The following is a 24,800-nucleotide window of genomic DNA, read 5'->3' on the forward strand; positions in this document are numbered from 1 at the left end:
CCAGTCGGGCGATTGTTTGCACCGCCGTGTCCGAATCCCAGGACAAGGGGGACTCCCAGTCCACCTGTCCGTTTCGACGCGGACACGTAGGGTCATCGCCGTCCTTGTAGAAGTCGTCCAGGCAGAGCACCGGAAGTCCGGTTCGCTGGGCTATGTATGACTTTCCGGACCCGGAGGGGCCGGCGAGCAGGACGACGCGGTGCGGGTGTTCCATTACCTTCAGTGACTCCGGCCAGACGGATTGCTATCAAATTGCATCAACATCTCATCACACCTCCGGTGAGGGACAACCTGGGCTTTCTCTTTGCGGAGCGGCGTGATGGAATCTCGGAGGTCCGACCCGCCGGGTCGGTCGCTCGGCGTTGCCCTCAGGGTGGCGCGGGGTGCGGTAATGCGAGGGCGGTGACGTGAGCAAACGGCCAACGACGGCGGGCTCCTTCCTGTCGCGGCTGCGCCGGCCGATGAGTCGGCTGCGCGACATGCCGATCTGGTCCAAGCTCGGTCTGATCATGATCGTGCCGACCATCGCCACGGTCGTGGTGGGCACCAGTGGTCTGGTCGACCACCTGGAGACGCTCAACAATGCCAACCGGGCGGGGGATCTGGCCAACCTGATCGGCTACTCGGGTGACCTGGTCGACACCGTGCAGGACGAGCGGGTCGGCGCCGTGCTCTTCCTCGGCGCGAAGGAGTTCCAGACCCGGGCGCAGTACCAGGAGGGTTACAACCGCGCCAACCAGCGGGTGGACCAGGCGAAGTCGCCGTACCTGCGGCAGCGTGGCGAGATCGACGACCTGCCCCGCAACTTCGTCGGGCTGCTCGACACGATCGACACCCAGCTGAAGGACCTTCCGGCGACCCGCAGCCAGGTGCTGAACGGCAAGCTGAAGATCAACGACGCCGACCAGGCGTACCGGCAGCTGATCGAGGACCTGCTCGCGATCCGCGACTCGGCCACCCAGCTCGCCGGCAACAACGACCTGAGCGACCGGATGCGCGCGGCGGCCGCCGTCGCCCGGCAGAAGGAATACCTGACCCAGCGCCGGGTCGTCGTCCACCAGGCGCTGACCCAGAACCAGTACACCGCCGCGCTGCGCGAGCAGTTCATCGCCAGCGGCACCGGCCAGTCGCAGTCGCTGGCGACCTTCCAGTCGGTCGCCACCGAGCCCGACAAGCTGTTCTACGAGCAGACCGTCTCCGGGCCCGACCTGCGCAAGGCCGACCGCTTCACGAGTTTCGTCTCGGGCAACAACAACGGCTCGATGGAGAACGCCCCGTTCGGGGCGGACCAGTGGGACCAGACCATGGTCGCCAACGCCAAGCTGATCCGGACCGTGGAGGCCCGGCTCGACGGCAACGTGGTCCGGCAGGCCGACGCGCTGCGCTCGGACACCCAGCGCCAGGTGTTCCTGGAGACCGGCCTGCTGCTCACCATGCTGCTGCTGGCCATCCTGTTCGCGTACCTGGTGGCCCGCTCGATGGCCCGGTCGCTGCGCGACCTGCGCCAGGGCGCCCTGGCGGTGGCCCAGTACGGGCTGCCACAGGCGGTCGCCCGTCTGCGCGACCCGCAGGTCACCGGCCAGCTCTCCCCTGTGCAACTGGCAAACCAGATCGCCGAGCCGCTGCCGGTGCGCAGCAAGGACGAGTTCGGCCAGGTGACCGAGGCGTTCAACGCCGTCCACCTGGAGGCCGTCCGGACCGCCGCCGAGCAGGCCGCCCTGCGGGCCTCGGTTGCGACCATGTTCGTCAACCTGGCCCGCCGCTCGCAGATCCTGGTCGACCGGCTGATCGGCCACCTCGACCGCCTGGAGCGCGGCGAGGAGGACCCGGACCGGCTGGCCGAGCTGTTCCAGCTCGACCACCTGGCCACCCGGATGCGCCGCAACGACGAGAACCTGCTGGTCCTCGCCGGTGCGGACTCCACCCGTGTGCAGCGCGAGCCCGCCGCACTGATCGACGTGCTGCGCGCCGCCCAGTCCGAGGTCGAGCACTACACCCGGATCGAGTTCGGCGTGATCGACCGGGACATCGAGGTCGCCGCCCACGCGGTCAACGACCTGGTGCACCTGGTCGCCGAGCTGTTCGACAACGCCACCGCCTTCTCCCCGCCGGACTCGCAGGTCATGGTGGAGGCCCGGCGGGTCGGCGACCGCGCCTCCCTCTACGTGGAGGACCGCGGCATCGGCATCAGCCCGGACCAGCTCCGCGACCTCAACGAGCGGCTGGCCACGCCGCCGCAGGTGGACGTCGCGGTCTCCCGGATGATGGGCCTGGTCGTGGTCGCGCGGCTGGCCGCCCGGCACGGCGTCCGGGTCGAGCTGCGGCCGGGTGCCGACCGGGGCACCGTCGCCGACGTGACGCTGCCGACCTCGGTCCTGGTGCCGCGCGCCCTGGCCGGCCGTGGCCTGCCCGGACCGGCCCTGCCGGCCGCGGGCCCGCAGCAGAACGGCCCGGCACCGGCCTTCGGCGCCCTGGCCGCCTTCGGCAACAACAACCCGCCGAGCCTGCCGCCGGCGCCCCACCCGGGCTCCTCGGGCAACCAGGTCACGCTCGGCGGACGCGCCTTCGACCCGGCGCCGCGCAACGGCTCGGGCACCCCGGCGAACGCCGGTGGCGGCCGTGCCATGCCGGCCTGGTCCGACCTGACCGGCGCCAGCCCGTCCGGCGGCGACGGCGGATTCGGCGGCCGGCCCAACGGCCAGTCGACGGACCCGCTGCCGCAGCGGCGCAACCCGGCCGACGGCGACCCGGGCAGCACCGGCCAGCAGCCGGCGATCCCGCGCCAGCTGCCGAGCAGCCCGGAGGCGCGGCCCTACAGCCCGCCGCCGGTCTCCGCGCCGCCGGTCCCGCCGGTGTCGGCCCCGCCGCTGCCCCCGGTCTCCGGCGCGCCGGTCTCCGGCAACCCGCTGCCGTACCGCCCGGTCTCGGCCGCGCCGGTCTCCGGCGACCCGTTCTCGGGCCGCCCGGTCTCCGCGGCGCCGGTCTCCGGCGACCCGCTGCCGTACCGTCCGGTCTCGGCCGCGCCGGTCTCCGGGCACCCCGCGCCGGTGTCCGGGCAGCCCGCCGCCGGGTACCCGGCCTCCGCGCCGCCGGCGAACCAGCCGCAGGCACGTCCGATGCCCGCACCGGGTGTCAGCGCCCCGCCGGTCTGGCCGCCGGTCGCGCCGACCCCGGCTCCGGCGGCGCCGGAACGGCCCACCAGTGGCATGGACATGACCACCGAGCTGCCCCGGGTGCCGCGCACGGAGATTCCGGCCACCCCGCAGCAGGCGGCCGGCCAGCCGTCCGCCGCTCCGGCCGCGAGCCGGCCGGCCGAGGCCCCGGCGGCGAATCGCCCGGCGGCACCGGTGGCACGCCCGGCCGCGCCGCAGCAGCAGGGCAACCGTCAGCGGTACGCGGACGAGACGATGGAGCTGCCGATCTTCCGGGAGCTGGAGTCGGCGTGGTTCCGCACCCGCCGGCCCGGACCCAACGAGGAGTCGGCGGCACCGGCCGCGACGACGAACGGCGGCGCCGCCACCCAGCAGTTCGCCAAGGTGGACACGGCCGGCCGGCCCGTGCCGCAGAAGACACCCGCAACGACAGGTAACACGCCGATGGCACACACTCCGACGGCCGGCGGAGCACCGCGTGACAACGGCGCGGCGAACGGGAACGCCCGTCCCGCGCACACCGGCGGGTTGCCCACCCGGCAGCCGACCGCGTCGCCGCAGTCCTCCTCCCCGTGGCAGACGGCGGCCGACGACGGCTGGCGTGCCGCCTCGGCGGCCACCGAGGTCCCGGTTGCGGAGACCACCCAGAAGGGCCTGCCGAAGCGGACGCCGATGGCGCAGCTCGTGCCCGGCAGCATCGAGAAGCCTTCCGCGTCGGTGCAGCGGCGTACTCCGGAGGGTGTTCGGGGCCTGCTCTCGGCCTACCATCGGGGCGTACAGCGCGGGCGTAACACCGACAGCAACACGACCGGCCCGGAGGGCACTCCGGGCGGGCAGCAGTCCTCGCAGTCTGGCTCAGGCCCGGTGGCCGGGAGCGGGCAGAAGGAGCAACAAGGATGACTACTACGCAGGATCTCGGATGGCTGCTCGCCAACTTCGCCGACCGGGTGCCCGGTGTGGCGCACGCGGTCGCGGTCTCGGCCGACGGCCTGCTTCTCGCCTCGTCCCGTGACCTTCCGCGGGACCGCGCCGACCAGCTCGCCGCGATCGCGTCCGGTCTGGTCAGCCTGACCCAGGGCGCGGCCCGCTGCTTCGAGGGCGGAGCGGTGTTGCAGACAGTCGTCGAGATGGACAACGGTTTCCTGTTCCTGATGTCCATCTCCGACGGCTCGTCGTTCGCGGTGCTGGCGGCGCGGAGCTGCGACGTGGGTCAGGTCGGGTACGAGATGGCCCTGCTCGTGGACCGGGTGGGCGATGCCCTGACGCCGCAGCCGCGTACGGCTGTGGGGATGATGGGCTGAATGACGCGCTGGCCGGTGGGTCAGGTGCGGGAACAACTACGACAGCGACGGATGCCACCGGGGCGAGCCGGTGCCGGGTACGAGGGAGGTGAGCGGCGAAATGGCGGATCGTGACGAGCCGACCGGAGCGTTGGTCCGGCCGTACGCCGTTACCCGCGGCCGTACCCGTCCCCGGCTCGACATCGCCCTGGAGGCACTCGTCGAGACGACGGTGCGCGGCCGAGCGGTTGCCACTGGCAATGGTGGCGGCCACGGTCGTGAACACCAGTACATCGCCGCGTTGTGTGACGGACGTGTGCAGTCGCTCGCCGAGATCGCGGCGCGGATGCAGCTTCCGCTCGGCGTGGCCCGGGTGCTCATCGCCGACATGGCGACGGACGGCCTGGTCGCGGTCCACGAGCCGACCATCTTGGACGACTCCGACGACGCGGTGGGCACTGAACTGCTGGAGAGGGTGCTGAGTGGACTTCGCAGGCTCTGACATGTCGCACCGGCCGCCGGCCCCGAGCGGCCGAGTGACGTCGGCGAAGATCGTTATCGCCGGTGGGTTCGGCGTCGGCAAGACGACGCTGGTCGGCTCGGTCTCCGAGATCACGCCGCTGACCACCGAGGCGATCATGACCTCCGCCGGTGTCGGCGTCGACGACACCCGGCAGGTGCCGGGTAAGACGACGACCACGGTGGCGATGGACTTCGGTCGTATCTCGATCGACCGGGATCTGATCCTGTACCTGTTCGGTACTCCGGGTCAGACGCGGTTCTGGTTCATGTGGGACGAGTTGGTCCGGGGTGCGATCGGCGCGGTGGTGCTGGTCGACACCCGCCGGCTCGCCGACTGCTTCGCCGCGATCGACTTCTTCGAGCACCGGCGGTTGCCGTACCTGATCGCCATCAACTGCTTCGACGGCATGCAGTACCACGATCCGCAGGACGTCCGGGACGCGCTGGCGATCTCCCGCGACGTGCCGGTGGTGCCGTGCGACGCCCGGAACCGGGAGTCCACGAAGCACGTGCTGATCTCGCTGGTCGAGTACGTGCTCACCATGCGGCGCTCGCGGGCCGTCGCGCCCGCCTGACCGACGCGCGGAAGCGCCCGGCGGCCTCAGGGCCACCGGGCGCTTCCTGCCGTCTGGGGGCGGACACGGTACGCGATCGCCCGGTGACCCTCCAGGCGGGACGGTCACCGGGCGACGGGTGAGGTCAGGCGTACCGGGTCCAGTTGCCCCGGAACACCTGGTAAACGGCGAGCGAGTCGGGCTCCATGCCGCCGTGCCGGTCGGCGCGGAACGCGTATCCGCCGGCGATGCCCTCGACGGTCTGCGCCTGGAGGAGCGCCCGCAGCCGGCCCCGGTCCAGGCTCGTCGCCATCCGCGCCGACGTGGCGAGGAGCTGGAGCGCGTCCGAGGCGTACGGGGCGAAGTCCGGGCTGACGCCGTGCCGCTGCGTGTAGCGGTTGACGAAGTCCCGGCGGGCCAGCTGCGCCGTCGTGGTGGCGGTGGCGGCGGAGACGTCCAGGCAGGCCGGGTGCACCGCGTACGCGCCCTCCACGGCGGCGGCGTTCGCTCCCTGCACGGTGTCGTCGGCGACCGCGCCGGCGTCGAAGAAGATCGGGCCGCGGTGGCCGGCGGCGCGCAGTTCCCGTGCCGCGACACCGGAGTCGGGTGCGGTAGCCCAGACCACCACGCCGTCCCGCTGGCTGCCGGCGACGCGTTCGGCGGCGGCGCGGAAGCGCCGGCCGGTCGCCGGAAGGCGTACCGTGCGGGCCAGGTCGGTGCTGCTGTCGGCGAGCGCCTCCCGCATCGCCCGCACACCCGAGTCGCCGTGCATCCCGTCGGCGGCGAGCACCGACACCCGTCGGATCTTCTTGGACTCGAACAGCTCCACCAGGCGACGTGCCATGTCGACGGCGTCCGGGGTGAGCTTGTAGGTGAACGTGCGCTCGTCCAGCGGCAGCGCGATGCGGTCACCGTAGCCGAGCGACAGGAAGGGCGTCTTGACCCGCTGGGCGGCCGCCGCGAGGGCCACCGAGGTCTCGCCGAGCACGCCGCCGATCAGCGCCTGGGCACCGGCCCGGGTGAACTCGGCGGCGTGGCGGGCGGCGACCTCGGGATTGCTGCCGTTGTCCAGGATCTGGAGCCGGACCGACCGGACCAGGTTCCCGACCGGCAGGCCGGTGCGGTTGAGCGAGTCGGCGGTGAGCTGAAGGGCCTGCCGCTGGGCGACGCCGAGCAGCGACCCGGCGCCGGTCAGTTCCAGGCTCGCGCCGACGATCAGGTCCTGGTCGCTCGGCGCGCTGCTGGACGGGCCGTCGTCCGGCCGCTGGCCCTGCGGCGCGCACCCGGCGAGCAGCAGGCTCCCGGCAGCGGCAGCGAGGACGCCCCGCCGGGTGAGCACAGTGGAGTCGAACGCCGGTGTCGCCAATGGAATCGCCTTCCCACCCCGGCGAACAGGCGCCGCCGCTGGTCCGCCGGGTATGTTCCCGGCCGGTCCAGCCCAGCGTCAAATCGTCCCGGTGTGGGATGGAACACCCCGGCGGGCCCGGTCAGGAGCGGTAGCCCGCCGAGCGGTACTCGTACTCCCGGTCGTCGTCGCGGTCGCCGGTGTCGCGGGTGAAGTCCCAGCCGCCGGCCGCCTCACGGCCCGGACGGCCGCCCACGGCGAAGCCGCCGATCTCCTGGCCGCGCCGCCAGCCCCGGAAGTATCCGGTGGTGTTCTCGGCGAGGCTCGCCGCGTTCCGGACGATCCGCAGAGGACGCTCCTCGCGCAGCGGGGAACCCGGGACCAGGTTGGCCTGCGGCACGCGCTTCGGCAGCCCGGCCTTGGTCTCCGCGCCGACGGCCGGACGGGCCGCCTGCTCGGCAGCCTGCCAGCCGGTGTCGGCGGTGGTCGACCACTCCAGGTCGGCCTCGTCGCCGTGGCCGACGAACCAGGCGGACTTGGCCTGCGCGAAGATCAGCAGGTCGCCGTCACCCTCGTCGGAGACCGGCGGCGGCCGGTGCTCCTTCGGGGCGGGACGCCGCTCGGGCGCGGCGGGCAGCGGTACGCGACCCGGGTCGCCCTGGTCGACCAGACGCAGCGGGGGCGTCTCCAGGCCGGGGTCGGCCGGCCGGCCCATCTCGTCGCGCAGCGCGCGGTCGGCGAGCGGCGGCGGCTCCACCAGCCGCAGCATCGGCGGCTCCTGCGGCAGGTCGTCGGCGAGCCACGGCGGCGTGACCCGGCCCGGGTCGCTCGGCGCGTCCACGCCCCGCCCGTACGGGTAGGTGGTGCCCTCCCGCTCCCGCGCGGTGTCGTCCTCGGTGTTCACCAGCGGCCAGTTCGCCCGGGAGCCCGGCGGTGCCTCCGGCGCGGGCGGACGCGGGGCCGGCACCGGAATGCTCAGGTCGGTGGCGCTGAAGCCACCGGTCGGCGGTTCCTGGTGCGGGTTCTGGTTGGTCTTCGGCCGGGGCGGGATGACTGTGCGCTGCCGCTCGGCCCGCGCCTTGTTGATCGCCGCGGTGGTGAGCGTCGGGCGGAACGGCTCGCCGGCCTCGGCCGGCGGCACGGCGCCGCGCGGGGACGGGGCGATCGGCGTGATCCCGGGTGGCGGCGGAGGCGGCGCGGAGACCGGCCGGTTGGTGGGGCCGTCCACCCGCGACGGCAGCGGCGCGCCGGTCGGCTCGGGCCGCGCCGGGGGAGCCGAGGACGGCCGGCCCAGTGCTGCTGCCGGAGCGACGGGCGTGACCGGCGCCGGGGCGACCGGCGGCGGCGTGACAGGCGCGGGCGCGACAGGTGGCGGGCCGAGCGGCCGGGGCGTCGTCGTGGCGGCCGGACCGGACACCGGCTCCGGACGGCTGCGCCGCCCGCCGGGGAGCGGCTCGGGACGACCGCGACGACCGGCCGGCTCGGGTGCCCCGGCCGGCTCGGGACGACCGCGGTGGGGCTCGGCGATCGGGTCCGGCTGGATGGAGCGCACCGGACGCAGGTCGGCCGCGGGCGTCGAGGCCAGCTCGTCGACCTGCTCGCCCCGTCGGGCGGCGGCCCGGCGGCCGGTCGCGGGAGTGGGAGCGGTGCGTTCGGCGAGCGCGCCGACGAGCGCGTCGCAGCCGGCGTCACAGGTCCGGACGGAGGCGACGGCCTGGCGTACGGTCTCGGCGACGGCCGCGGTGAGCGTGCGGTTGACGGTGGCCCGCCGGGGCGTCTCGGAGATAGCGACACGCAGCGCGGTCACCGCGTCGGAGACGGCGTCGGCGTCGGCCACGCCCTCGCCGGCCAGCTGCGCGACGACCGCGTCGGCGGCCAGCGCGCCGTCCCGGCCACCACGGCCCGCGGGGCCGGTGAGCATCCCCGGCTCGGGCAGCGCGTCGAGGACCGCCAGGGCGACCCGGTCGGCAGGATCCGGGTAGGCCCGCAGCGCGGCCGGGTAGAGCTCGCGGAGCACCTCGCGCAGTGTCACGGCGGCGGAGTGACGGCCACTCGCCAGCGCCGCGTGCGCGGCCAGGACCTGCGTGTATCCGGCGAGTTCGCGCGGCGCCGGGAGGGTCACCGCGGAGAGCGCGCCGGCCTGAAGCGCACGGGCCAGCCCGACCGCCCGGCGCTCGGCGGGCGGGGACTGCATCTCCTCCAGGGAGTCGTCGTCGGCGAAGCGCTCGGCGAAGTCGTCGACCGAGTCGTCGTCCGCGATCGCCAGCGGGCGGCCGGCGGCGCTCAGCAGCGAGGTGACGATGTGGTCGTCGCTGTCCGCGGCGATGGCCGCGCCGCTCGGACCGCCGGACCGTTCCACCAGCAGCGCGACCAGCCGGGCGTAACCGGCGGGATCGTCACCGATCTCGCAGACGTGCAGCAGACGGCCTGCGTCGTCGACCACAGCGGACGTCAGCGCCGTTCCGGCCGAAGCCGTTCGGTCGGCCGGATCTGCCGAGGCCAGACCGCAGTACACGCGCACGAGCGCCACGGCGTCGTCCTCCTCCCGGGACACAGGTCTTGCTCTGCCAGAGACTGATGCTCCCCGCTCCGGGTCAGTCGCGCCAGTCCACAACCGCAGAGATCTTGCCGACAATGGTGCGCCAACCCAAACTTGCGGTTTGTGCCCCGATTTTCTTCAGCCGCCGACGACCCAGGAAACCACCGACGCCACCGTTGACGGAAGCGCGCAGCGCCTCGTCCAGGTCGTCCAGGCTGGAGCCCGCCGAGAGCATGTCCAGCACGGCGGGTAGCCGCAGGGCGTACGCCAGGTCACGGGCGATCTCACCGGCTTCGATGAGCAGCTCGTGGTCCCACGCGTCGTGGCCGCCGCGCAGGTTCTCCACCACCAGGTCGAGCTCGTACGTGTCCTCGTCCAGCGGGGCGATGTCGGCCGGCTCCAGCCGTTCGGACAGTTCATTCCAACTGTCCAGCTGGGACAGGTCGTTGGGCGCACCGGAACGGATGAAAGTGACCAATGACTCCGGCGTCTTGAACAGCAGGAGCCGGCCCTTGTGGGTGAGGAAGACCGGCACCTCCTCGTCGCCCGCCTCGTCCTCGTCCTCGGCGTCGTCCTCGTCGGCCTCGGCCTTCTCGTCGTCCGAGGCGTCGGCCTTGCCCTTGCGGCGGGACTTGGCGTCCTTCTCCTCGTCCTCGTCGTCCTCCTCGGCGGAGAGGGCGGCGAACTCCTCGTCGAGGATCACCACCTCCTCGTCCTCCTCGGTCTCGACGACCTGACGGCGGGCCAGGAACGGGTCGTCCTGGTCGCGCTCGGCGACGTCGGTCGGGGTCAGCTCGCGCGCCTGCCGGTACGCCCGCAGCGTGAAGCCGGTGCCGGCGGGCAGGGCGATCTCCACCGGGTCGATCCGCACCTCGTCCCAGAGCGCGCGGTCGGCCGGCGGGCGGTCCTCCTCGACCTCGTCGGCCGCGGCGGCGGCGTCGGTGTCGTCGAGCTCGGGCTCGTCGGCGTCGGGCCGTTGGGGCGACTGGCGGGCCACGCTGACCTCCGTGTGCGTTCGGGTTGCCCACCCGACGGCGTCGCGCCGCCGAGTGACTCTGCGCACATACCCTAGTGGGCGACGGTTCCGACCGGGAGTCGCACCCCTTGGCGTCGCGGCGGCGCGACAAGTAGCGTTGCTACGCATGAAGGCGCAGGCGCTGCACGGACACCTGGATGCGCTGCTGCTCGCCGTGCTGGAACGGGGCGCGCTGCACGGCTACGCGATCATCGAGGCGTTGCGTGCCCGCAGCGGCGGCACGCTGGATCTGCCCACCGGCACCATCTATCCGGCTCTGCGCCGGCTGGAGCGGGCCGGGCTGGTGGCGAGCACCTGGAGCACTGTGAACGGCCGGGAGCGCCGCACCTACGAGCTGACCGATGCCGGCGGCCGGGCGCTGGCGGGGGAGCGGGCCGGCTGGCGCGAGTTCAGCGCCACCGTCGGACGGTTCCTCGGCGCGGACGAGCCACCCACCGCACCGGCCTGACCGCGGCGGCAGCCCGGCCCGCCGAGCGGGCAGCCGAACGCCCGAGCAGCAAGGCCGAGGGGCGGCCGCTCAGCCGGCCAGCCGGCGGTCGGCGAGCACCCAGCAGCGGGCCGCCCGGGCCAGCGCGAACCAGGCCGCCGAGACCACCACCATCCCGATGACCAGGGGCGGCCAGGTGAGCGCGGCGTCCCACAGCCCGATCGACCAGCCGAACAGCGCGCCCCCGGCGAGCGCGCCGAGCAGCAGGCTGCCGGTCAGACCGAAACCGATCAGCCGCGCCGGGCGGACGAGCCGCGGTGAACCCCACCGGGCGACCAGCGGACCGACCAGCAGCGCGACCAGCGCCAGCGCGGCGACCACGCCCCAGATGCCGTTCAGCGCGGCGGAGAGCAGCAGGTAGCTCTGTGGCGGGGGCGGACCGTCGCTCCAGCTCGACCCCTGCCAGGTCAGGTCACCGGCGGCGATGAGCACCACCGCCACCACGAGCGTGCGCAGCGCCAGCCCGCGCAGCGCGCCGACCGCCAGCTCGGCCTGGAAACCCGGCACGAGCTGGGCGTCGCTGCCGAACTCGGCGACCGCCCGCCGCTGCGCCTCCGCCCGCGGCAGGCCCCCTTCCCGGTACGCCTCGACGGCGTCCTCCAGCGCGTGCCGCGCCTCGGTCAGCAGGTCAGCCTTGAGCCGGTTCGGTCCGTGCAACCGCGTGGACAACTCGTGCAGCCGGCGGTCGACCACTGCCTCCTCATGCACCCGCATGCGGATAAGCCTGCCACCGGCGGGCGACACCCGCGTCAGGGAAAACCCCGATCGGCCGGGCGTCAGGGCGTGATCGCCAGGTAGCCGCGCTCGGCCGCCTCCTGGCGCAGCCACTGCTCCCGGTACCAGCCGGGGCGCGCCACCAGCTCGTCGTGCCGGCCGCGCTGCACCATCCGGCCGCCTTCGAGCACCACGATCTCGTCGAACCCGGCGAGACCGCTGAGCCGGTGGCTGATCAGCAGCACCGAGTGCCCGGCCGGGGTGGCGGCGAGCGTGGAGTCCAGCACCGCGTCGGCGGCCGCCGGGTCGAGCCCCTCGGTCGGCTCGTCGAGCACCAGCACCGGTGGGGCGGCCAGCAGCGCCCGGGCCAGCGCGAGCCGCTGCCGCTGCCCGCCGGAGAGCTGCCCGCCCTGCTCGCCGACCACCGTGTCCCAGCCGTCTGGCTGTTCGCGTACCCAGTCGAGCAGGCCGGCCGCCCGGGTCGCGGCGGTCAGGTCCGCCTCGGTGGCGTCCGGCCGGCCGAGGAGCAGGTTCTCCTTGACCGTGGCGTGGAAGACGTACGCCTCGGCGAGCAGGCCGCCGACCACCCGGGGCAGGTGCTCGGCCGGGATCTCGGACACCGGCACGCCGCCGGCGGTGACGCGGCCGGTGTCGGGGCGTACCGCGCCGGTGAGCACCGCGGCGAGCGTGCTCTTGCCGGCGCCGCTCGGCCCGACCACCGCCACCCGCCGGCCGGCCGGCAGGTCGAGGTCGAACCCGGCCAGGGCGGGGGCGGCGCCGGCCCGGTAGCGGACCGTCACGTCGGCGAACCGCACGTCGTGGCCGTCGGTCCCGGGCTCCGGAGCGGTCTGCGGCGCCGCCGCGGCGGGCTCGGTGAGCAGGTCGGCGACCCGGGCCAGCCCGGCCCGCAGCTGGGTGCGCTGGCGGGCCGCAGCGACGAGCGCGAGCGCCACCTCCACGGCGGCGAGCGAGCCGACCGCGAGGACGCCGACGAGCACGCCGCCGACCTCGGCGCGCAGCGCCACGACCACCACGACGGCGGCGGTGAGACCAGCCACGAGGACGCCGAGCGCGTCCACCGCGAAGCCGGTCGCGGCGAGCCTTCGTTCCAGCCGGGCCAGTCGTCCGGCCCGCTCGTCGGCGGCGGCGAGCGCGGCGCCTGTCGCCCCGAACGCGGCCAGGTCGGCGGCGCCGTGGGTGAGGTCGACCGCGTCCACGGCGAGCGCGCCCCGCAGCGGGGCCACCTCGTCGGCGGCGCGGCGGGTGATCCGGGCGGCGAGCGCGGGGAGCGCCACGCCCGCCACGAGCAGGCCGAGCGCGAGCACACCGGCGGCCGGTGGCGAGATCAGCGCGGCGACGCCGACCGCGAGCACGCTGACCAGCGCCGCCGCCGCTCCCGGTACGAGGACGCGCAGGAGCAGATCCTGGGCCGCCTCCACGTCGGAGACCAGGCGGCTCAGCGCGTCCCCGGTACGCCGGCCGGTCTCCCGGCGGGCGGCGAGCGTGGCGAAGACGCGGGCCCGTACGTCGGTGATCATGCGCAGGACGGCGTCGTGCCCGGCGAGCCGTTCGGTGTACCGGAACACGCCCCGGCTGACCGCCAGTGCCCGGACCGCGACGATGGCCACCGTCAGCCGGTCCAGCGGCGGACGGCCGGCGGCGCTCATCAGCAGCCAGGTGGCGGTGGCCATCAGCGCCAGGCCGGCGAACTCGGTGGCGGCGGCGAGCAGCCCGGCGCCGAGCAGCCGGCTCAGGTACGGCCGGGCCAGGCGCAGCACCGCACGTTCCGCGCCGGGCCGGGCGGGCGCGGGCGGTTCCGGCGAGCCGGAGGGCGGCACCGGAACCGCTGTCGGCCCGGCCGGCTCGCGGCCCACAGGCGTCACGCCGTCGGCGGCGGTCACCGGGTCACCGCCGGGCGGGCGGGGGAGACGGGGCTCATCGGGGCACCGCCGGTCCGGTGGCGGTCGGGTGCAGCTCGGTGACCCGGCCGTCCTCGACGCGCAGGATCCGGTCGGCGTCGGCGAGCAGCGCGGGCCGGTGCGCGACGAGCAGCGCGGTACGTCCGGCGACCAGCCGCCGGGTCGCGTCCAGCACGACCGCCTCGCTGGCGCTGTCCAGCCGCGCTGTCGGCTCGTCGAGCAGCACGATCGGCGCGTCCCGCAGGAACGCACGAGCCAGGGCGACGCGCTGCCGCTGACCGCTGGACAGGCCGTGGCCGCGCTCGCCGAGGCGGGTGTCCAGCCCGTCGGGCAGGGCGCCTACCACCTCGTCGAGCGCGGCGCCGGTGACCGCCGCGGCGAGCGCGGCGTCAGGGGTCTCCGGTGCGCCCAGGCGGATGTTGTCGGCGAGCGACCCGGCGAACAGGTGCGCCCGCTGCGGCACCCAGGCCAGCTCGCGCCGCCAGGCGTCGAGGTCGACCCCGGCCAGGTCCACTCCGTCGACCGTGACCCGGCCCGAGGTCGGTGCGACGAAGCCGAGCAGCAGGTTGAGCAGCGTGCTCTTGCCCGCGCCGCTGGGCCCGATGATCGCCACCCGGTCGCCGGGCCGGACGGTCAGCGTGACGTCGCGCAGCGCTGTGGTCCGGTCGTACGCGACCGTTACGCCCTCGAAGCGGATCTCACCGCGGCCGCGCGGCGCCGGACGGCGCGGCTCGGCGGTGGCGGGCGCGTCGGTGGCGGAGAGCGTGAGCGCCTCGTCCAGCGCGGTGAGTCCTTCCATGCTGGCGTGGAACCGGCTGCCCGCGGCCCGCAGCGGCAGGTACGCCTCCGGGGTGAGCAGCAGCACCAGCAGCGCGGTGGAGAGCGTGAGGCCGCCGCCGAGCAGCCGGATGCCGACCGGCACCGCGACCAGCGCGACGGAGAGCGTGGCGACCAGCTCCAGCACCAGCGCGGACAGGAACGCGATCCGCAGCGTCTTCATGGTGGCCTGGCGGTGGCCGTCGGCCATCCGGCGTACCACGTCGACCTGCCCCCGGGACCGGCCGAACGCGCGCAGCGTGGGCAGCCCGGCCACCATGTCGAGGAAGTGCCCGCCGAGCAGCGACAGCCGCCGCCACTGCCGTTCGGTGGCGGCCTGCGCCTGCCAGCCGAGCAGCGCGCCGAAGATCGGGATGAGCGGGATGGTGAGCGCGATGATCAGCGCCGAGCTCCAGTCGGCGAACACGATCCGGGCCAGCACCGCCACCGGCACCGTGACGCTCAGCACGAGCTGTGGCAGGTAGCCGGTGAAGTAAGGGTCGAGCGCGTCCAGGCCGCGCCCGGCCAGCGTGGCGAGCTGCCCGGCCCGCTGTCCGGCGACCCAGGTGGGGCCGTGCCGGCCGACCGCGCCGAGCAGGTCGGCGCGCAGCGCCGCCTTCACTGTGGCGGCGGCCCGCGCCGCCACGGTGCCCTGCGCCCAGCTCACCAGCGCCCGCCCGGCGACAGCGGCCACGAGACCGGCCAGCGCCGGCCGGTGCAGCCGCCCGTCGAACGCCGTCGCCAGCAGCGTCGCCAGCGCGGTGGCCTGGGCGATCACCAGCAGTGCGGTGAGCCCGCCCAGCACCGCGAGCACGGCGAGGTCGCGCCGGGCCGCGGGGACCCGACGCAGCAGACGCGGGTCGAACGGGCGGCGGTTCACCAGTACACCGGTGCCCTGCCGTCGATCCGTCCCCGGAAAACCCACCAGCACATCGCCTGAAAGCCTAGTAGGGCCGGCAGGAGCGGTAACGCGAGCCATCCCAACAGCGCCAGCGTCGGGCGGGCGGCGGCCGCCTCGGCCACCGTCAGCGACGCCGCCGGGTCGGTGATGGAGACCAGGATCCGGGGCCAGAGCGCGGCCCCGATCAGCGGCGCCGGAAGCGCCAGCGCCGTCGCGGTCGCCGCGAAGGCCACCCCGGCCCGGCCCCGCCGCAGCGCCGCGCGGGCCGCCAGCAGCGCCGCCACGAGCGCCAACGGCAGGAGTACGGCGACAGCCGGGCGCGCCACAGCGGCGCGTACCCGATCGGAGAGCACACCCAGGACGGTGGCCGCGCCGACCGCGACGAGTGCGGCGGGCACCAGGCCGCTCGCCAGCCGGGCGAGCGCCGGGGCCTCGGCGGCGGGCAGCCGGAGCGTGAGGAACGTCGCACCGTGCACCGCCACCAGCGCGAGCAGCGCCAGCCCGGCGGCGGCGGCGAACGGGGTGGCGACATGACCGACACCGACCACGTGGCCGTCGGCGCTCAACGGCACGCCCTGGAGCAGCCCGGCGAGCACCGCGCCCCAGCCCAGCGCGGCGAGCAGGCAGCCGACCACCACCACCCGGTCCCAGCGGGCGCGGGCGGCGGCGGAGGCCGGGCGGCTGCGCAACTGCACCCCGGTGGTCACCAGCACCACCCCCGCCAGCGCGGCGAGCACGGCCGGGTAGAAGCCGGAGAGCAGTTCGCCCTCCAGCCTGGGGAACGCGCCGAACAGGATGCCGACGGCGGCGACCAGCCAGACCTCGTTGCCGAGGAAGAACGGCCCGAGCGCGGTGAGCGTGGCCCGGTTGCCCGGCGCCGGGCCACGTCGGGCCAGCAGCAGGCCGACGCCGTAGTCGTAGCCGCCGAGCACGAGGTAGGTGGCGAAGAAGAGGCCGAGCAGGGCGTACCAGGCGAGTTCCACGTCGGGCTCCCTCAGACGAACACGGGCTGGTGGTGGGCGTCGCTGTCGGGCGCGGGCGGGCGGCCGAGCGCGGGGTCCTGCGCTCCACGGGCCGCGTGCCGGGCCAGCAGCACCCAGTTGGTCACCGCGAGCGCGCCGAGCAGCAGGCTGAATCCGATCAGCGAGGTGAGCATCAGCCCCGGTGAGACCGGCGAGACGGCCTGCGCCGTGGGCAGCAGCCCGTACGCGGCCCAGGGCTGGCGGCCGACCTCGCGGGCGATCCAGCCGAGCAGCATCGCCACGAAGGGCAGCGGCAGACCGAGCAGGATCAGCCAGAGCGGCGCCTTCAACCTGATGATCCAGTCGCGCCAGAGCAGCGGCAGCAGGAGCCAGAGCGCGCCGAGCGTGAAGCCGATCAGGATCATGAAGCCGAGGCCGACGTTCGACAGCACCGGCGGTTCCCAGTCGCCGGGGCCGAACCGCGCGGTCCAGTCGGCGACGAGCGCGTCCCGCTCCGGCCCGCCGCCGAACTTGGTCGGCTGGAGCTGCGCGACCGGCCCGAACTGGGCGAAGCCGAAACCCTGGAGCATGCTGACCGCCAGGGCCGCGGTGACCAGGCCGAGCCGCAGCGAGGTGCGGAACAGCGCGTAGTCGGGAGTACGCCGCAGCAGGTGCCACGCGCTCACCGCGGCCATCAGCAGCCCGCCGGTGACCAGGCTCGCCGAGATCACGTGACCGAACGCCATGCCGAACGTGGGGTTGGTGAGCAGCGCGCCGAAGTCGGTGAGGTGGGCGACGCCGTCGCGGACCTCGTACCCGACCGGGTTCTGCAGCCAGGCGTTCGCCACCATGATCCAGAAGGCCGAGGCGTACGCGGTGATCGCCACGCCCCAGAGCAGCGCCAGGTGCACGCCGCGCCGCAGCCGGTGCCACCCGAAGATCCACATGCCGAGGAACGTGGACTCCAGGAAGAACGCCACCAGCGTCTCGATGGCCAGCGGCGCGCCGAAGACGTTCCCGACGTAGCGCGACAGCCCGCTCCAGTTCAGCCCGAACTGGAACTCCATGACGATGCCGGTGGCGATGCCGAGCACGTAGTTGATCACGTAGAGCTGGCCCCAGAACCGGGTCAGCCGCTCGTACACCGGCTTGCCGGTCAGGTAGCCGGCCGTCTGCAACCCGACCAGGAGCGTGACCAGGCCGAGTGTGACCGCCACGAACAGGAAATGGATCGAGGTGGTGGTGGCGAACTGGAGGCGGGCGAGGAGCAGCGGGTCCACTGTCGTCCTCCCATGGGTTGGCTCTCTTGTCGTAGCCAACCTACACGTAGTCTCGCTACCTATAGGGGCGCGCGAACCCGGAGAAGTCCCGTAGGGGGCGACGTCAGCTCAGGAACAGGGCGAACGGCAGGGAGACGAGCGTGCCCGCGACAGCCAGCGCCATCGCGCCGAGCACCCGCGGCGGGCGGTCCGCGACGAGCAGCCGCTGCACGCGTACGTCGAGGTCGCGGTCGCCGAGTCCGAGCGTGCCGGCCGGCTGCACCCGGTGCTCGGCGGCGGCGAACCGGCGCAGCGCACCGGCCAGCGGCGCGTCCGCGTGCAGCTCCCGGGCCTTGTCGTCGGCACGCATCTCGACCAGCAGCGCCACCCGCGCGTGCGCGTCCCGCACCCACCGGAACCAGGGCAGCGCCCGGCACAGCGCGGTGAACGGCAGCAGCACCAGGTCGTGCCGCTCCTGGGCGTGCGCCCGCTCGTGGGTGAGCACCGCCGCCAGCTCGGCCGGATCGAGCAGGTCGAGCGTGCCCGCGCTCACCACCACCCGGGGACGCACCCCGGGCAGGCAGTACGCCGCCGCGCTCGGGTGGTCGAGCACCAGCGCGCCGGGCACCGTCGGGTCACGCCGGGCCACCAGGTGCAGCAGCTCCCGGTGCCGGCGCTGCGCGCGGACCGCGCCGTGCAGGCTGCGGACCGTCGTGGTGAGCAGCACCGCGCCGATGCCGAGACCGACGCCGACCAGGCTGAGGTGCACCGCGCCCACACCGGCCGGCAGAGTGCCGTGCGCCAGGTCGTCGGCCAGGGCCACCAGCGCGTGCCCGGTCGCCCGGTCGTACGCGTCGAGCCCCAGCGCCATCGGCAGCCCCATGGCCGACAGGCCGAGCGCCAGCCCGACCGCCTGCCAGCAGATGATCGCCACCCGGGGTGCCCGCCAGGTCCAGCGCGCGGCGGCGAGGACCTGCGCGGTCAGCCAGCAGGCCAGGATGATCGCGGCGAAGTGCAGGGCGTACGCCACGGCAGCCGCCCTACCGGTCCGTCGCCTCGTCGAGCGCCGGCCGGCCGGGCCGGGGGTTCTCGACCCGGCCGGCCGGTCCGTCCTCGACAGTCGCCCCGGCCTCGGCACCGAGCGCGGCCCCGGCCTCGGCGCCGAGCGCGGCGCGGAGCACGTCCGCCTCCGTGCCGGTCACCGAGCGGGCGAAACGCACGAGCGCGGCGTCCCGGCTGCCGCCGAGGTCGAGGGCTTCGAGCATGAGCTGGGCGATGTGCGCCTCGCGGGTGGCGGCCGGACGGTAACGCCAGGCGCGGCCCTCCCGCTCGCGCTGCACCATGCCCTTGCCGGCGAGCCGGTCGAGCACGGTCATCACAGTGGTGTAGGCGAGTTCCCGGCCGTCCAGGGCGTCGGCGACCTCGCGCACGGTCACCCCGTCCGACGAGGCGGGCGCCGCGTCCCACAGCACGTCCATCACCGCACGCTCAAGGTCCCCCAGCCGAGTCACCCGTCAATCCTACCCCCGGTAGTAGATCCCTTCCGTCGCCCCGGTCCCCGTTCCCCGCTCCCGAAGATCAACACCAGCTCGGGGAGGTGGTGCCGTCCCGGGCCGGTCCATGCAGCCACTTCGGCGCACTGGTTGTCGATCTTGCTGACGGGGAGTCCGGGCCGCTTCCCGGCGAACCGGTGCCGACCATGTCGTGGTCGGGCGGGCGCCCGTCGGCAAGATCCACGCCAGTTCGGGGAAGTGGTGCCGTCCTGTGCCGGTCGATGCAGCCACTTCGGCACACTGGTGTTGATCTTGGTCATTCCGTATGGGTGCTCCGGGTGGGATCAACGCGGCTCGGGGAGGTGGCGCCGTCCCGGGCTGGTCGATGTGACCACTTCGCGGAGCTGGTGTTGATCTTGCTGGCTTCGGGCGGCATCGGGGCCCTATTCAGGCCACTCCGGGGTCTGGTGTTGATCCTGCTGATCCGGGCGGGCACCGCGGGCAAGATCCACGCCAGTTCGGGAAGGTGGCGCTGTCCCGGGTGGGTTGATGCAGCCACCTCGCCGTGCTGGTGCTGATCTTGAAGTCCGGGGTGGGGGTGCGTGGGCAAGATCCACGCTGGTTCGGGGAGGTGGCGGTATCTGGGGCGGGTGGATGCGGCCACTTCGCGGAGCTGGGGTTGATCTTGCTGGCCGAGGGGGCAGGTTGGAGCAAGGTCGGCACCGGCTCGGGGAGGTGGTGTTGTCCGGGGGTGGCTGATGTGGCCACTTCGGGGGAATGACGTCGATCTTGGCGTGCGCACCGGGTGAGATCGACACCGGCTCAGGGAGGTGGGTGGAAGGGGAAGTGGCGGCAACCCGGCTGGGGGTGTGCCGCCACTTCGGGCCGGACTGGGCTGCGTCGGTCAGACGCCCTTCGGGTGCCAGACCGTCTTGGTCTCCAGCAGCGTGGTCATCCGGGTGATGCCGGGATCGGCGTACCAGTCGTGGTCGGCCGGGGCCGGCCGGAGCACCCGCTTGAGGTTCTCCGCGGCCTTGATCTCCAGGTCGGCCGCCAGCTCGGCGTCGGCGACGCCGGTCAGGTCGATCGCGTTGACGTCCATGTGCGCGGCGAGCGTCGGCACGGTCTCGGTCAGCCGGCCGGTGAGGATGTTGACCACCCCGCCGGGCAGGTCGGAGGTGGCGAGCACCTCGGCCAGCGTCACCGCCGCCAGCGGCGCCACCGGGGAGGCGGCCACCACCACCGTGTTGCCGGTGACGATCGCCGGGGCGATCACGCTCACCAGGCCGAGCAGCGCGGGCTCCTCGGGTGCCACCACCGCCACCACGCCGGTGGGCTCCGGCGCGGACAGGTTGAAGTACGGGCCGGCCACCGGATTCGCCCCGCCGTACACCTGGGCCAGCTTGTCGGACCAACCGGCGTACCAGACCCAGCGGTCGATCGCCGCGTCCACCTCGTCGGCCGGGACGCCCAGGGCGACGAACTGCTCGCGCCGGCCCTCCAGCATCTCGGCGACCCGGTAGAGGATCTGACCCCGGTTGTACGCGGTCGCCCCGGCCCAGCCCTTCACCGCGGCGCGGGCGGCGACTACCGCGTCCCGCGCGTCCTTCCGGGAGGCAAGAGACACGTTCGCGGATTGCACGAGATACGACCGTCCCGACTCGCTGCGCGGGAACTTCCCGCCGATGAAGAGCTTGTACGTCTTGCGTACCGCGACCCGCTCAGACATTGAGGTACCCCTCCAGCCCGTGCCGGCCGCCCTCGCGACCGTAGCCCGACTCCTTGTAGCCGCCGAACGGCGACGTCGGGTCGAACTTGTTGAACGTGTTGGCCCACACCACGCCCGCGCGCAGCCGGTCGGCCAGCCACAGGATCCGGGAACCCTTGTCGGTCCAGATCCCGGCCGACAGCCCGTACGGCGTGTTGTTTGCCTTCTCGACGGCCTCCGCCGGGGTGCGGAACGTCAGCACGGACAGCACCGGGCCGAAGATCTCCTCGCGGGCGATCCGATGGGCCTGGGTGACGCCGGTGAAGATGGTCGGCGCGAACCAGAAGCCGCGCTCGGGCAGCTCGCACGGCGGCGACCAGCGCTCCGCGCCCTCGGCGGACCCGGCGTCGGACAGCTCCCGGATGCGGGCGAGCTGCTCGGCCGAGTTGATCGCGCCGATGTCGGTGTTCTTGTCCAGCGGGTCGCCGACCCGAAGCTGGGCCATCCGGCGCTTGAGCGACTCCAGCACCTGGTCGGCCACCGACTCCTGGACCAGCAGCCGGGAGCCGGCGCAGCAGACGTGGCCCTGGTTGAAGAAGATGCCGTTGACGATGCCCTCGACGGCCTGGTCGATCGGGGCGTCGTCGAAGACGATGTTGGCGGCCTTGCCGCCCAGCTCCAGCGTGAGCTTCTTGCGGGTGCCGGCGACCGAGCGGGCGATGGCGCGGCCGACCTCGGTGGAGCCGGTGAACGCCACCTTGTCCACGCCCGGGTGCTCGACCAGCGCCCGGCCGGTGTCGCCGGCGCCGGTGACGATGTTCACCACGCCGGCCGGCAGGTCGGCCTGCTGGCAGATCTCGGCGAACAGCAGCGCGGTGAGCGGGGTGGTCTCGGCCGGCTTGAGCACCACGGTGTTGCCGGCGGCCAGCGCCGGGGCGATCTTCCACGCCAGCATCAGCAGCGGGAAGTTCCACGGGATGACCTGCGCGGCGACACCGAGGGGCTTCGGGTTCGCCCCGAAACCGGCGTGCTCCAGCTTGTCCGCCCAGCCCGCGTAGTAGAAGAAGTGCGCGGCGACGAGCGGCAGGTCGACGTCGCGGGACTCCTTGATCGGCTTGCCGTTGTCCAGCGACTCCAGCACCGCCAGCTCACGCGAGCGCTCCTGAATGAGCCGAGCGATCCGGAACAGGTACTTGGCCCGGTCGCGGCCCGGCATCGGACCCCAGACCTTCTCGTACGCGCTGCGGGCGGCGCGGACCGCGCGGTCCACGTCCTCGGCGCCGGCCTCGGCGATCTCGGCCAGCACCTCCTCGGAGGCCGGGTTCACCGACTTGAAGCTGCCGCCGGAGGCCGGGTCGACGAACGCGCCGTCGACGAAGAGCCCGTACGAGGGCTTGATGTCCACCACCGAGCGGGACTCGGGGGCGGGTGCGTATTCGAACATCGCGTTCAGTCCAGGGTGAAGTAGTCGGGGCCGGCGTAGACGCCGGTCGTCAGCTTGGTGCGCTGCATGAGCAGGTCGTTGAGCAGGCTCGACGCGCCGAACCGGAACCAGTCCGGGCTCAGCCAGTCGGCGCCGACTGTCTCGTTGACCATGACCAGGTACTTGATCGCGTCCTTGGTGGTCTTGATGCCACCGGCCGGCTTGACGCCGACCTGACGCCCGGTGGCGGCGCGGAAGTCGCGGACCGCCTCCAGCATCACCAGCGTCACCGGCAGGGTGGCCGCGACCGGGACCTTGCCGGTGGAGGTCTTGATGAAGTCGCCGCCCGCGAGCATGGCGAGCCATGACGCCCGGCGCACGTTGTCGTACGTGGCCAGCTCGCCGGTCTCCAGGATCACCTTGAGGTGCGCGTCCCCGCATGCCTCCTTGGTGGCCACGATCTCGTCGTAGGCCTCGGAGTAGCGCCCGGCCAGGAACGCGCCCCGGTTGATCACCATGTCGATCTCGTCCGCGCCCGCCTCGACCGCCGCCCGCACATCGGCGAGCTTGATCTCCAGCGGGGCCTGGCCGGACGGGAACGCGGTCGCCACGCTGGCCAGGTGCACGCCGCTGCCGCGCAGCACCTCGGCCACGTACGGGACCATCGACGGGTAGACGCAGACGGCGCCGACGTGCGGGCAGCTCGGGTCGGCCGGGTCGGGGCGCAGCGCCTTCGCGGCCAGCGCCCGCACCTTGCCCGGGGTGTCCGCCCCTTCGAGGGTGGTCAGGTCGACCATCCGGATCGCCAGGTCGATCGCCTCGGCCTTGGCTGTGGTCTTGATGGAGCGGGTGCCGAGTTGCGCCGCCCGCTGCTCCGCGCCGACCTGGTCCACGCCGGGCAGGCCGTGCAGGAAGGTCCGCAGAGCGGTCTCGGATCGTCCCAGCTCGGTGAGGTCCGACCGGGCCGACGTCGTTGTCGCCGTCATGCCCCGAATAGTACGCACCCGCGAGTCGAGTGATCTTGCTCACGGACGACCGGTCGTGAGCGTCATACGTGAGCGGTGTCGCTGGTCGTACCGCACCCGCCCTGCGCCGGACCGCCAAACGGTAGGTTGAGCGATCGTGGACGTACACGTCATTGACCATCCGCTCGCCCAGACGCGGCTGACCGCCATGCGGGACGCCCGGACCGACTCGTCGTCGTTCCGGGCGGCGCTGCGCGAACTCACCACCATGCTGGTGTACGAGGCCGCGCGCTCCTTCCCGGTCGAGAAGTACTCGATCCAGACCCCGGTCACCGCCACCGAGGGCAGCCGGCTGGCGAACCCGCCGCTGCTGGTGCCGGTGCTGCGGGCCGGTCTCGGCATGGCCGACGCCGCGCTCGGCCTGCTGCCCGAGTCGTCGATGGGCTTCGTCGGCCTGGCCCGCGACGAGGAGACGTACGAGCCCCGCGCGTACATGGAGTCGCTGCCGCGCGACCTCAGCGGCCTGCCGGTGCTGGTGCTCGACCCGATGCTCGCCACCGGCGGCTCGCTGGAGCACTGCTGCCGGCTGCTCGCCGACAGGGGCTGCACCGACATCACCGTGCTGTGCGTGCTGGCCGCCCCGGTCGGCATCGAGCGGCTGGAGCGCTCCGGCCTGCCGCTGCGCCTGGTCACCGCCTCGATCGACGAGGGACTGAACGACTCGAAGTTCATCGTCCCCGGCCTGGGTGACGCCGGTGACCGCCAGTTCGGCGGCATGCCCCGCTTCTGACCCGGCCGTCCGGGTTCCGGATCCGGCACCGGCGACGCCGGGGCTCCGGCGTCGCGGCGCCGCCGGCAATCCGGCAATCCGGCGATTCGGTGGAGAGGGTCCTTTCCCGCGGGGAAGGGCCCTCTCGCCGCGAATCGGGCGGCCCCGGCGAGTCGATGCGCGGGGGTGCGGGGAGGCGCTAGCGTTCCGGGCCATGACTGGTGTTGCGCTCGCCGAGGAGCTGCTGCTGCTCGCGTATGACGACGAAACCGGCAAGGCCACCATGCCACGGATCAGCCTGGACCTGGGCATGGCCGCCGCGGTGCTGGTCGAGCTGGCCCTGGCCGGACGGGTCGCGTACGCGGACGGGAACCTGGCGGTGGTCGACCCGGCCCCGACCGGCGAGCCGATCGCGGACGCCGTACTCGCCAAGATCGCCGCGGACACCCCGCACACGCCGTCGTCGTGGGTGCAGCGACTGCGGCACGGGCTGCGCGATCGGATCCTCTCCGACCTCTGCGGCCGGGGCGTGGTCCGCGACGTCGACGAGACCGAGCTGGGCTTCATCCACGTGCACCGCTACCCGGTGGCCGACGCCTCGGTCGAGGCGGACATCCGGCAGCGGCTGGCCGACGCGCTGACCAGCGGGCAGCTCCCGGACGAGCGGACCGCCGCGCTGGCCACGCTGGTCGCGGTGCTGCGGATGGAACCCGCGCTGGGGCTGACCGGCCCGGCCGCCGAGGACGCCGGCCGGCGCCTGGAGGAGATCGCGGCCGGCGCCGGGTTCTCCGGCACGGTGAGCCTGGACGACAGCGTCGTACGCCCGTCGATCAGCCTGGTCATCGCCGCGCTGGGCCAGGCCGTGGACGCCGCCCTCGGCAAGCGGTAAGGAAGGGCCCCCTCTTAACGCCTCCGGTAGAGGAAGGGCCCCTTGTTAACGCCAGGCGTTAACAAGG

20 protein-coding genes are annotated in these 24,800 nt (G+C 73.8%); 7 read left to right on the plus strand and 13 right to left on the minus strand.

The window, feature by feature from the left end; genetic code table 11:
- The first annotated feature begins 407 nt into the window (after positions 1 to 407).
- From IF06_RS0110315 to IF06_RS0110330, 4 genes are all read left to right on the plus strand, one after another.
- Positions 408 to 4,052, plus strand: coding sequence for a nitrate- and nitrite sensing domain-containing protein (locus IF06_RS0110315; protein ID WP_013283991.1), 3,645 nt, complete (start codon positions 408 to 410; stop codon positions 4,050 to 4,052).
- Positions 4,049 to 4,453: a roadblock/LC7 domain-containing protein gene (locus tag IF06_RS0110320; protein ID WP_013283992.1), complete on the plus strand. Its 405-nt coding sequence runs from the start codon at positions 4,049 to 4,051 to the stop codon at positions 4,451 to 4,453. Before IF06_RS0110315 ends, IF06_RS0110320 begins: the two co-directional genes overlap by 4 nt.
- 100 nt (positions 4,454 to 4,553) lie before the next feature.
- The gene (locus IF06_RS0110325; RefSeq protein ID WP_013473970.1) at positions 4,554 to 4,934 is read left to right on the plus strand and encodes a DUF742 domain-containing protein; all 381 of its coding nucleotides are present in this window, start codon (positions 4,554 to 4,556) and stop codon (positions 4,932 to 4,934) included.
- 1 nt (position 4,935) lies between these two features.
- Positions 4,936 to 5,529: a GTP-binding protein gene (locus IF06_RS0110330; RefSeq protein WP_013283994.1), complete on the plus strand. Its 594-nt coding sequence runs from the start codon at positions 4,936 to 4,938 to the stop codon at positions 5,527 to 5,529.
- A gap of 124 nt (positions 5,530 to 5,653) precedes the next feature.
- Here IF06_RS0110330 and IF06_RS0110335 read toward each other — a convergent pair whose 3' ends face one another.
- From IF06_RS0110335 to IF06_RS0110345, 3 genes are all read right to left on the minus strand, one after another.
- Complete coding sequence (locus tag IF06_RS0110335; protein ID WP_030270531.1) at positions 5,654 to 6,874, minus strand: ABC transporter substrate-binding protein; 1,221 nt, start codon at positions 6,872 to 6,874, stop codon at positions 5,654 to 5,656.
- 121 nt (positions 6,875 to 6,995) lie between these two features.
- Positions 6,996 to 9,407, minus strand: coding sequence for a hypothetical protein (locus IF06_RS0110340; RefSeq protein WP_030270533.1), 2,412 nt, complete (start codon positions 9,405 to 9,407; stop codon positions 6,996 to 6,998).
- Positions 9,408 to 9,447: 40 nt separating this feature from the next.
- Positions 9,448 to 10,389: a hypothetical protein gene (locus tag IF06_RS0110345; RefSeq protein WP_030270535.1), complete on the minus strand. Its 942-nt coding sequence runs from the start codon at positions 10,387 to 10,389 to the stop codon at positions 9,448 to 9,450.
- A 145-nt stretch (positions 10,390 to 10,534) separates the two neighbouring features.
- Here IF06_RS0110345 and IF06_RS0110350 point away from each other — a divergent pair, with 145 nt between their 5' ends.
- Positions 10,535 to 10,876 carry a PadR family transcriptional regulator gene (locus IF06_RS0110350; protein WP_013473973.1) on the plus strand — a complete coding sequence of 114 codons (342 nt, stop codon included), beginning with the start codon at positions 10,535 to 10,537 and terminating at the stop codon, positions 10,874 to 10,876.
- A gap of 69 nt (positions 10,877 to 10,945) precedes the next feature.
- Here the strand turns inward: IF06_RS0110350 and IF06_RS0110355 are convergent, their stop codons facing one another.
- The 10 genes from IF06_RS0110355 to deoC all read right to left on the minus strand — a co-directional run bounded on the left by IF06_RS0110355 (position 10,946) and on the right by deoC (position 23,096).
- Positions 10,946 to 11,629 (minus strand): permease prefix domain 1-containing protein, encoded by a 684-nt coding sequence (locus tag IF06_RS0110355; protein ID WP_030270537.1) that lies wholly within the window; start codon positions 11,627 to 11,629, stop codon positions 10,946 to 10,948.
- 62 nt (positions 11,630 to 11,691) lie between these two features.
- Positions 11,692 to 13,530, minus strand: a complete 1,839-nt coding sequence (cydC, locus tag IF06_RS0110360; protein ID WP_030270539.1) for a thiol reductant ABC exporter subunit CydC — start codon at positions 13,528 to 13,530, stop codon at positions 11,692 to 11,694.
- 34 nt (positions 13,531 to 13,564) lie between these two features.
- Complete coding sequence (cydD, locus tag IF06_RS0110365; RefSeq protein WP_030270541.1) at positions 13,565 to 15,244, minus strand: thiol reductant ABC exporter subunit CydD; 1,680 nt, start codon at positions 15,242 to 15,244, stop codon at positions 13,565 to 13,567.
- Complete coding sequence (locus IF06_RS0110370; protein WP_030270543.1) at positions 15,241 to 16,248, minus strand: cytochrome d ubiquinol oxidase subunit II; 1,008 nt, start codon at positions 16,246 to 16,248, stop codon at positions 15,241 to 15,243. The genes cydD and IF06_RS0110370 overlap by 4 nt, the downstream gene beginning before the upstream one ends.
- Positions 16,249 to 16,259: 11 nt before the next feature.
- The gene (locus IF06_RS0110375; RefSeq protein ID WP_030270545.1) at positions 16,260 to 17,507 is read right to left on the minus strand and encodes a cytochrome ubiquinol oxidase subunit I; all 1,248 of its coding nucleotides are present in this window, start codon (positions 17,505 to 17,507) and stop codon (positions 16,260 to 16,262) included.
- 103 nt (positions 17,508 to 17,610) lie between these two features.
- Entirely contained in the window at positions 17,611 to 18,516 is a 906-nt protein-coding gene (locus IF06_RS0110380; protein WP_030270547.1) for a M56 family metallopeptidase, read from the minus strand.
- Positions 18,517 to 18,526: 10 nt separating this feature from the next.
- On the minus strand, positions 18,527 to 18,997 hold the full coding sequence (locus IF06_RS0110385; protein ID WP_013473980.1) for a BlaI/MecI/CopY family transcriptional regulator: 471 nt from the start codon (positions 18,995 to 18,997) through the stop codon (positions 18,527 to 18,529).
- A gap of 886 nt (positions 18,998 to 19,883) precedes the next feature.
- Positions 19,884 to 20,708 (minus strand): aldehyde dehydrogenase family protein, encoded by an 825-nt coding sequence (locus tag IF06_RS0110390; protein WP_030270549.1) that lies wholly within the window; start codon positions 20,706 to 20,708, stop codon positions 19,884 to 19,886.
- The gene (locus IF06_RS0110395; RefSeq protein ID WP_030270551.1) at positions 20,701 to 22,131 is read right to left on the minus strand and encodes an aldehyde dehydrogenase family protein; all 1,431 of its coding nucleotides are present in this window, start codon (positions 22,129 to 22,131) and stop codon (positions 20,701 to 20,703) included. The genes IF06_RS0110390 and IF06_RS0110395 overlap by 8 nt, the downstream gene beginning before the upstream one ends.
- 5 nt (positions 22,132 to 22,136) lie before the next feature.
- A complete protein-coding gene (gene deoC / locus IF06_RS0110400; RefSeq protein WP_030270553.1) occupies positions 22,137 to 23,096 on the minus strand; it encodes a deoxyribose-phosphate aldolase in 960 nt (319 codons plus the stop codon).
- Between the two features lie 136 nt (positions 23,097 to 23,232).
- Here deoC and upp point away from each other — a divergent pair, with 136 nt between their 5' ends.
- Complete coding sequence (gene upp, locus IF06_RS0110405) at positions 23,233 to 23,865, plus strand: uracil phosphoribosyltransferase (RefSeq protein WP_013284009.1); 633 nt, start codon at positions 23,233 to 23,235, stop codon at positions 23,863 to 23,865.
- 193 nt (positions 23,866 to 24,058) lie between these two features.
- Positions 24,059 to 24,733 carry a GOLPH3/VPS74 family protein gene (locus tag IF06_RS0110410; RefSeq protein ID WP_013284010.1) on the plus strand — a complete coding sequence of 225 codons (675 nt, stop codon included), beginning with the start codon at positions 24,059 to 24,061 and terminating at the stop codon, positions 24,731 to 24,733.
- Positions 24,734 to 24,800 lie beyond the last annotated feature (67 nt).

This window comes from Micromonospora globosa (assembly GCF_000717585.1).
GTDB lineage: Bacteria > Actinomycetota > Actinomycetes > Mycobacteriales > Micromonosporaceae > Micromonospora > Micromonospora aurantiaca.

What these genes read in the sequence shown, in the direction of transcription:
- IF06_RS0110320 (WP_013283992.1), top strand. Translation starts at nt 4,049, where the DNA reads ATGACTACTACGCAGGATCTCGGATGGCTGCTCGCCAACTTCGCCGAC.
- IF06_RS0110325 (WP_013473970.1), top strand. Translation starts at nt 4,554, where the DNA reads ATGGCGGATCGTGACGAGCCGACCGGAGCGTTGGTCCGGCCGTACGCC.
- IF06_RS0110330 (WP_013283994.1), top strand. Translation starts at nt 4,936, where the DNA reads ATGTCGCACCGGCCGCCGGCCCCGAGCGGCCGAGTGACGTCGGCGAAG.
- IF06_RS0110350 (WP_013473973.1), top strand. Translation starts at nt 10,535, where the DNA reads ATGAAGGCGCAGGCGCTGCACGGACACCTGGATGCGCTGCTGCTCGCC.
- IF06_RS0110355 (WP_030270537.1), bottom strand. Translation starts at nt 11,629, where the DNA reads ATGCGGGTGCATGAGGAGGCAGTGGTCGACCGCCGGCTGCACGAGTTG.
- IF06_RS0110390 (WP_030270549.1), bottom strand. Translation starts at nt 20,708, where the DNA reads ATGTCTGAGCGGGTCGCGGTACGCAAGACGTACAAGCTCTTCATCGGC.
- IF06_RS0110395 (WP_030270551.1), bottom strand. Translation starts at nt 22,131, where the DNA reads ATGTTCGAATACGCACCCGCCCCCGAGTCCCGCTCGGTGGTGGACATC.
- deoC (WP_030270553.1), bottom strand. Translation starts at nt 23,096, where the DNA reads ATGACGGCGACAACGACGTCGGCCCGGTCGGACCTCACCGAGCTGGGA.
- IF06_RS0110410 (WP_013284010.1), top strand. Translation starts at nt 24,059, where the DNA reads ATGACTGGTGTTGCGCTCGCCGAGGAGCTGCTGCTGCTCGCGTATGAC.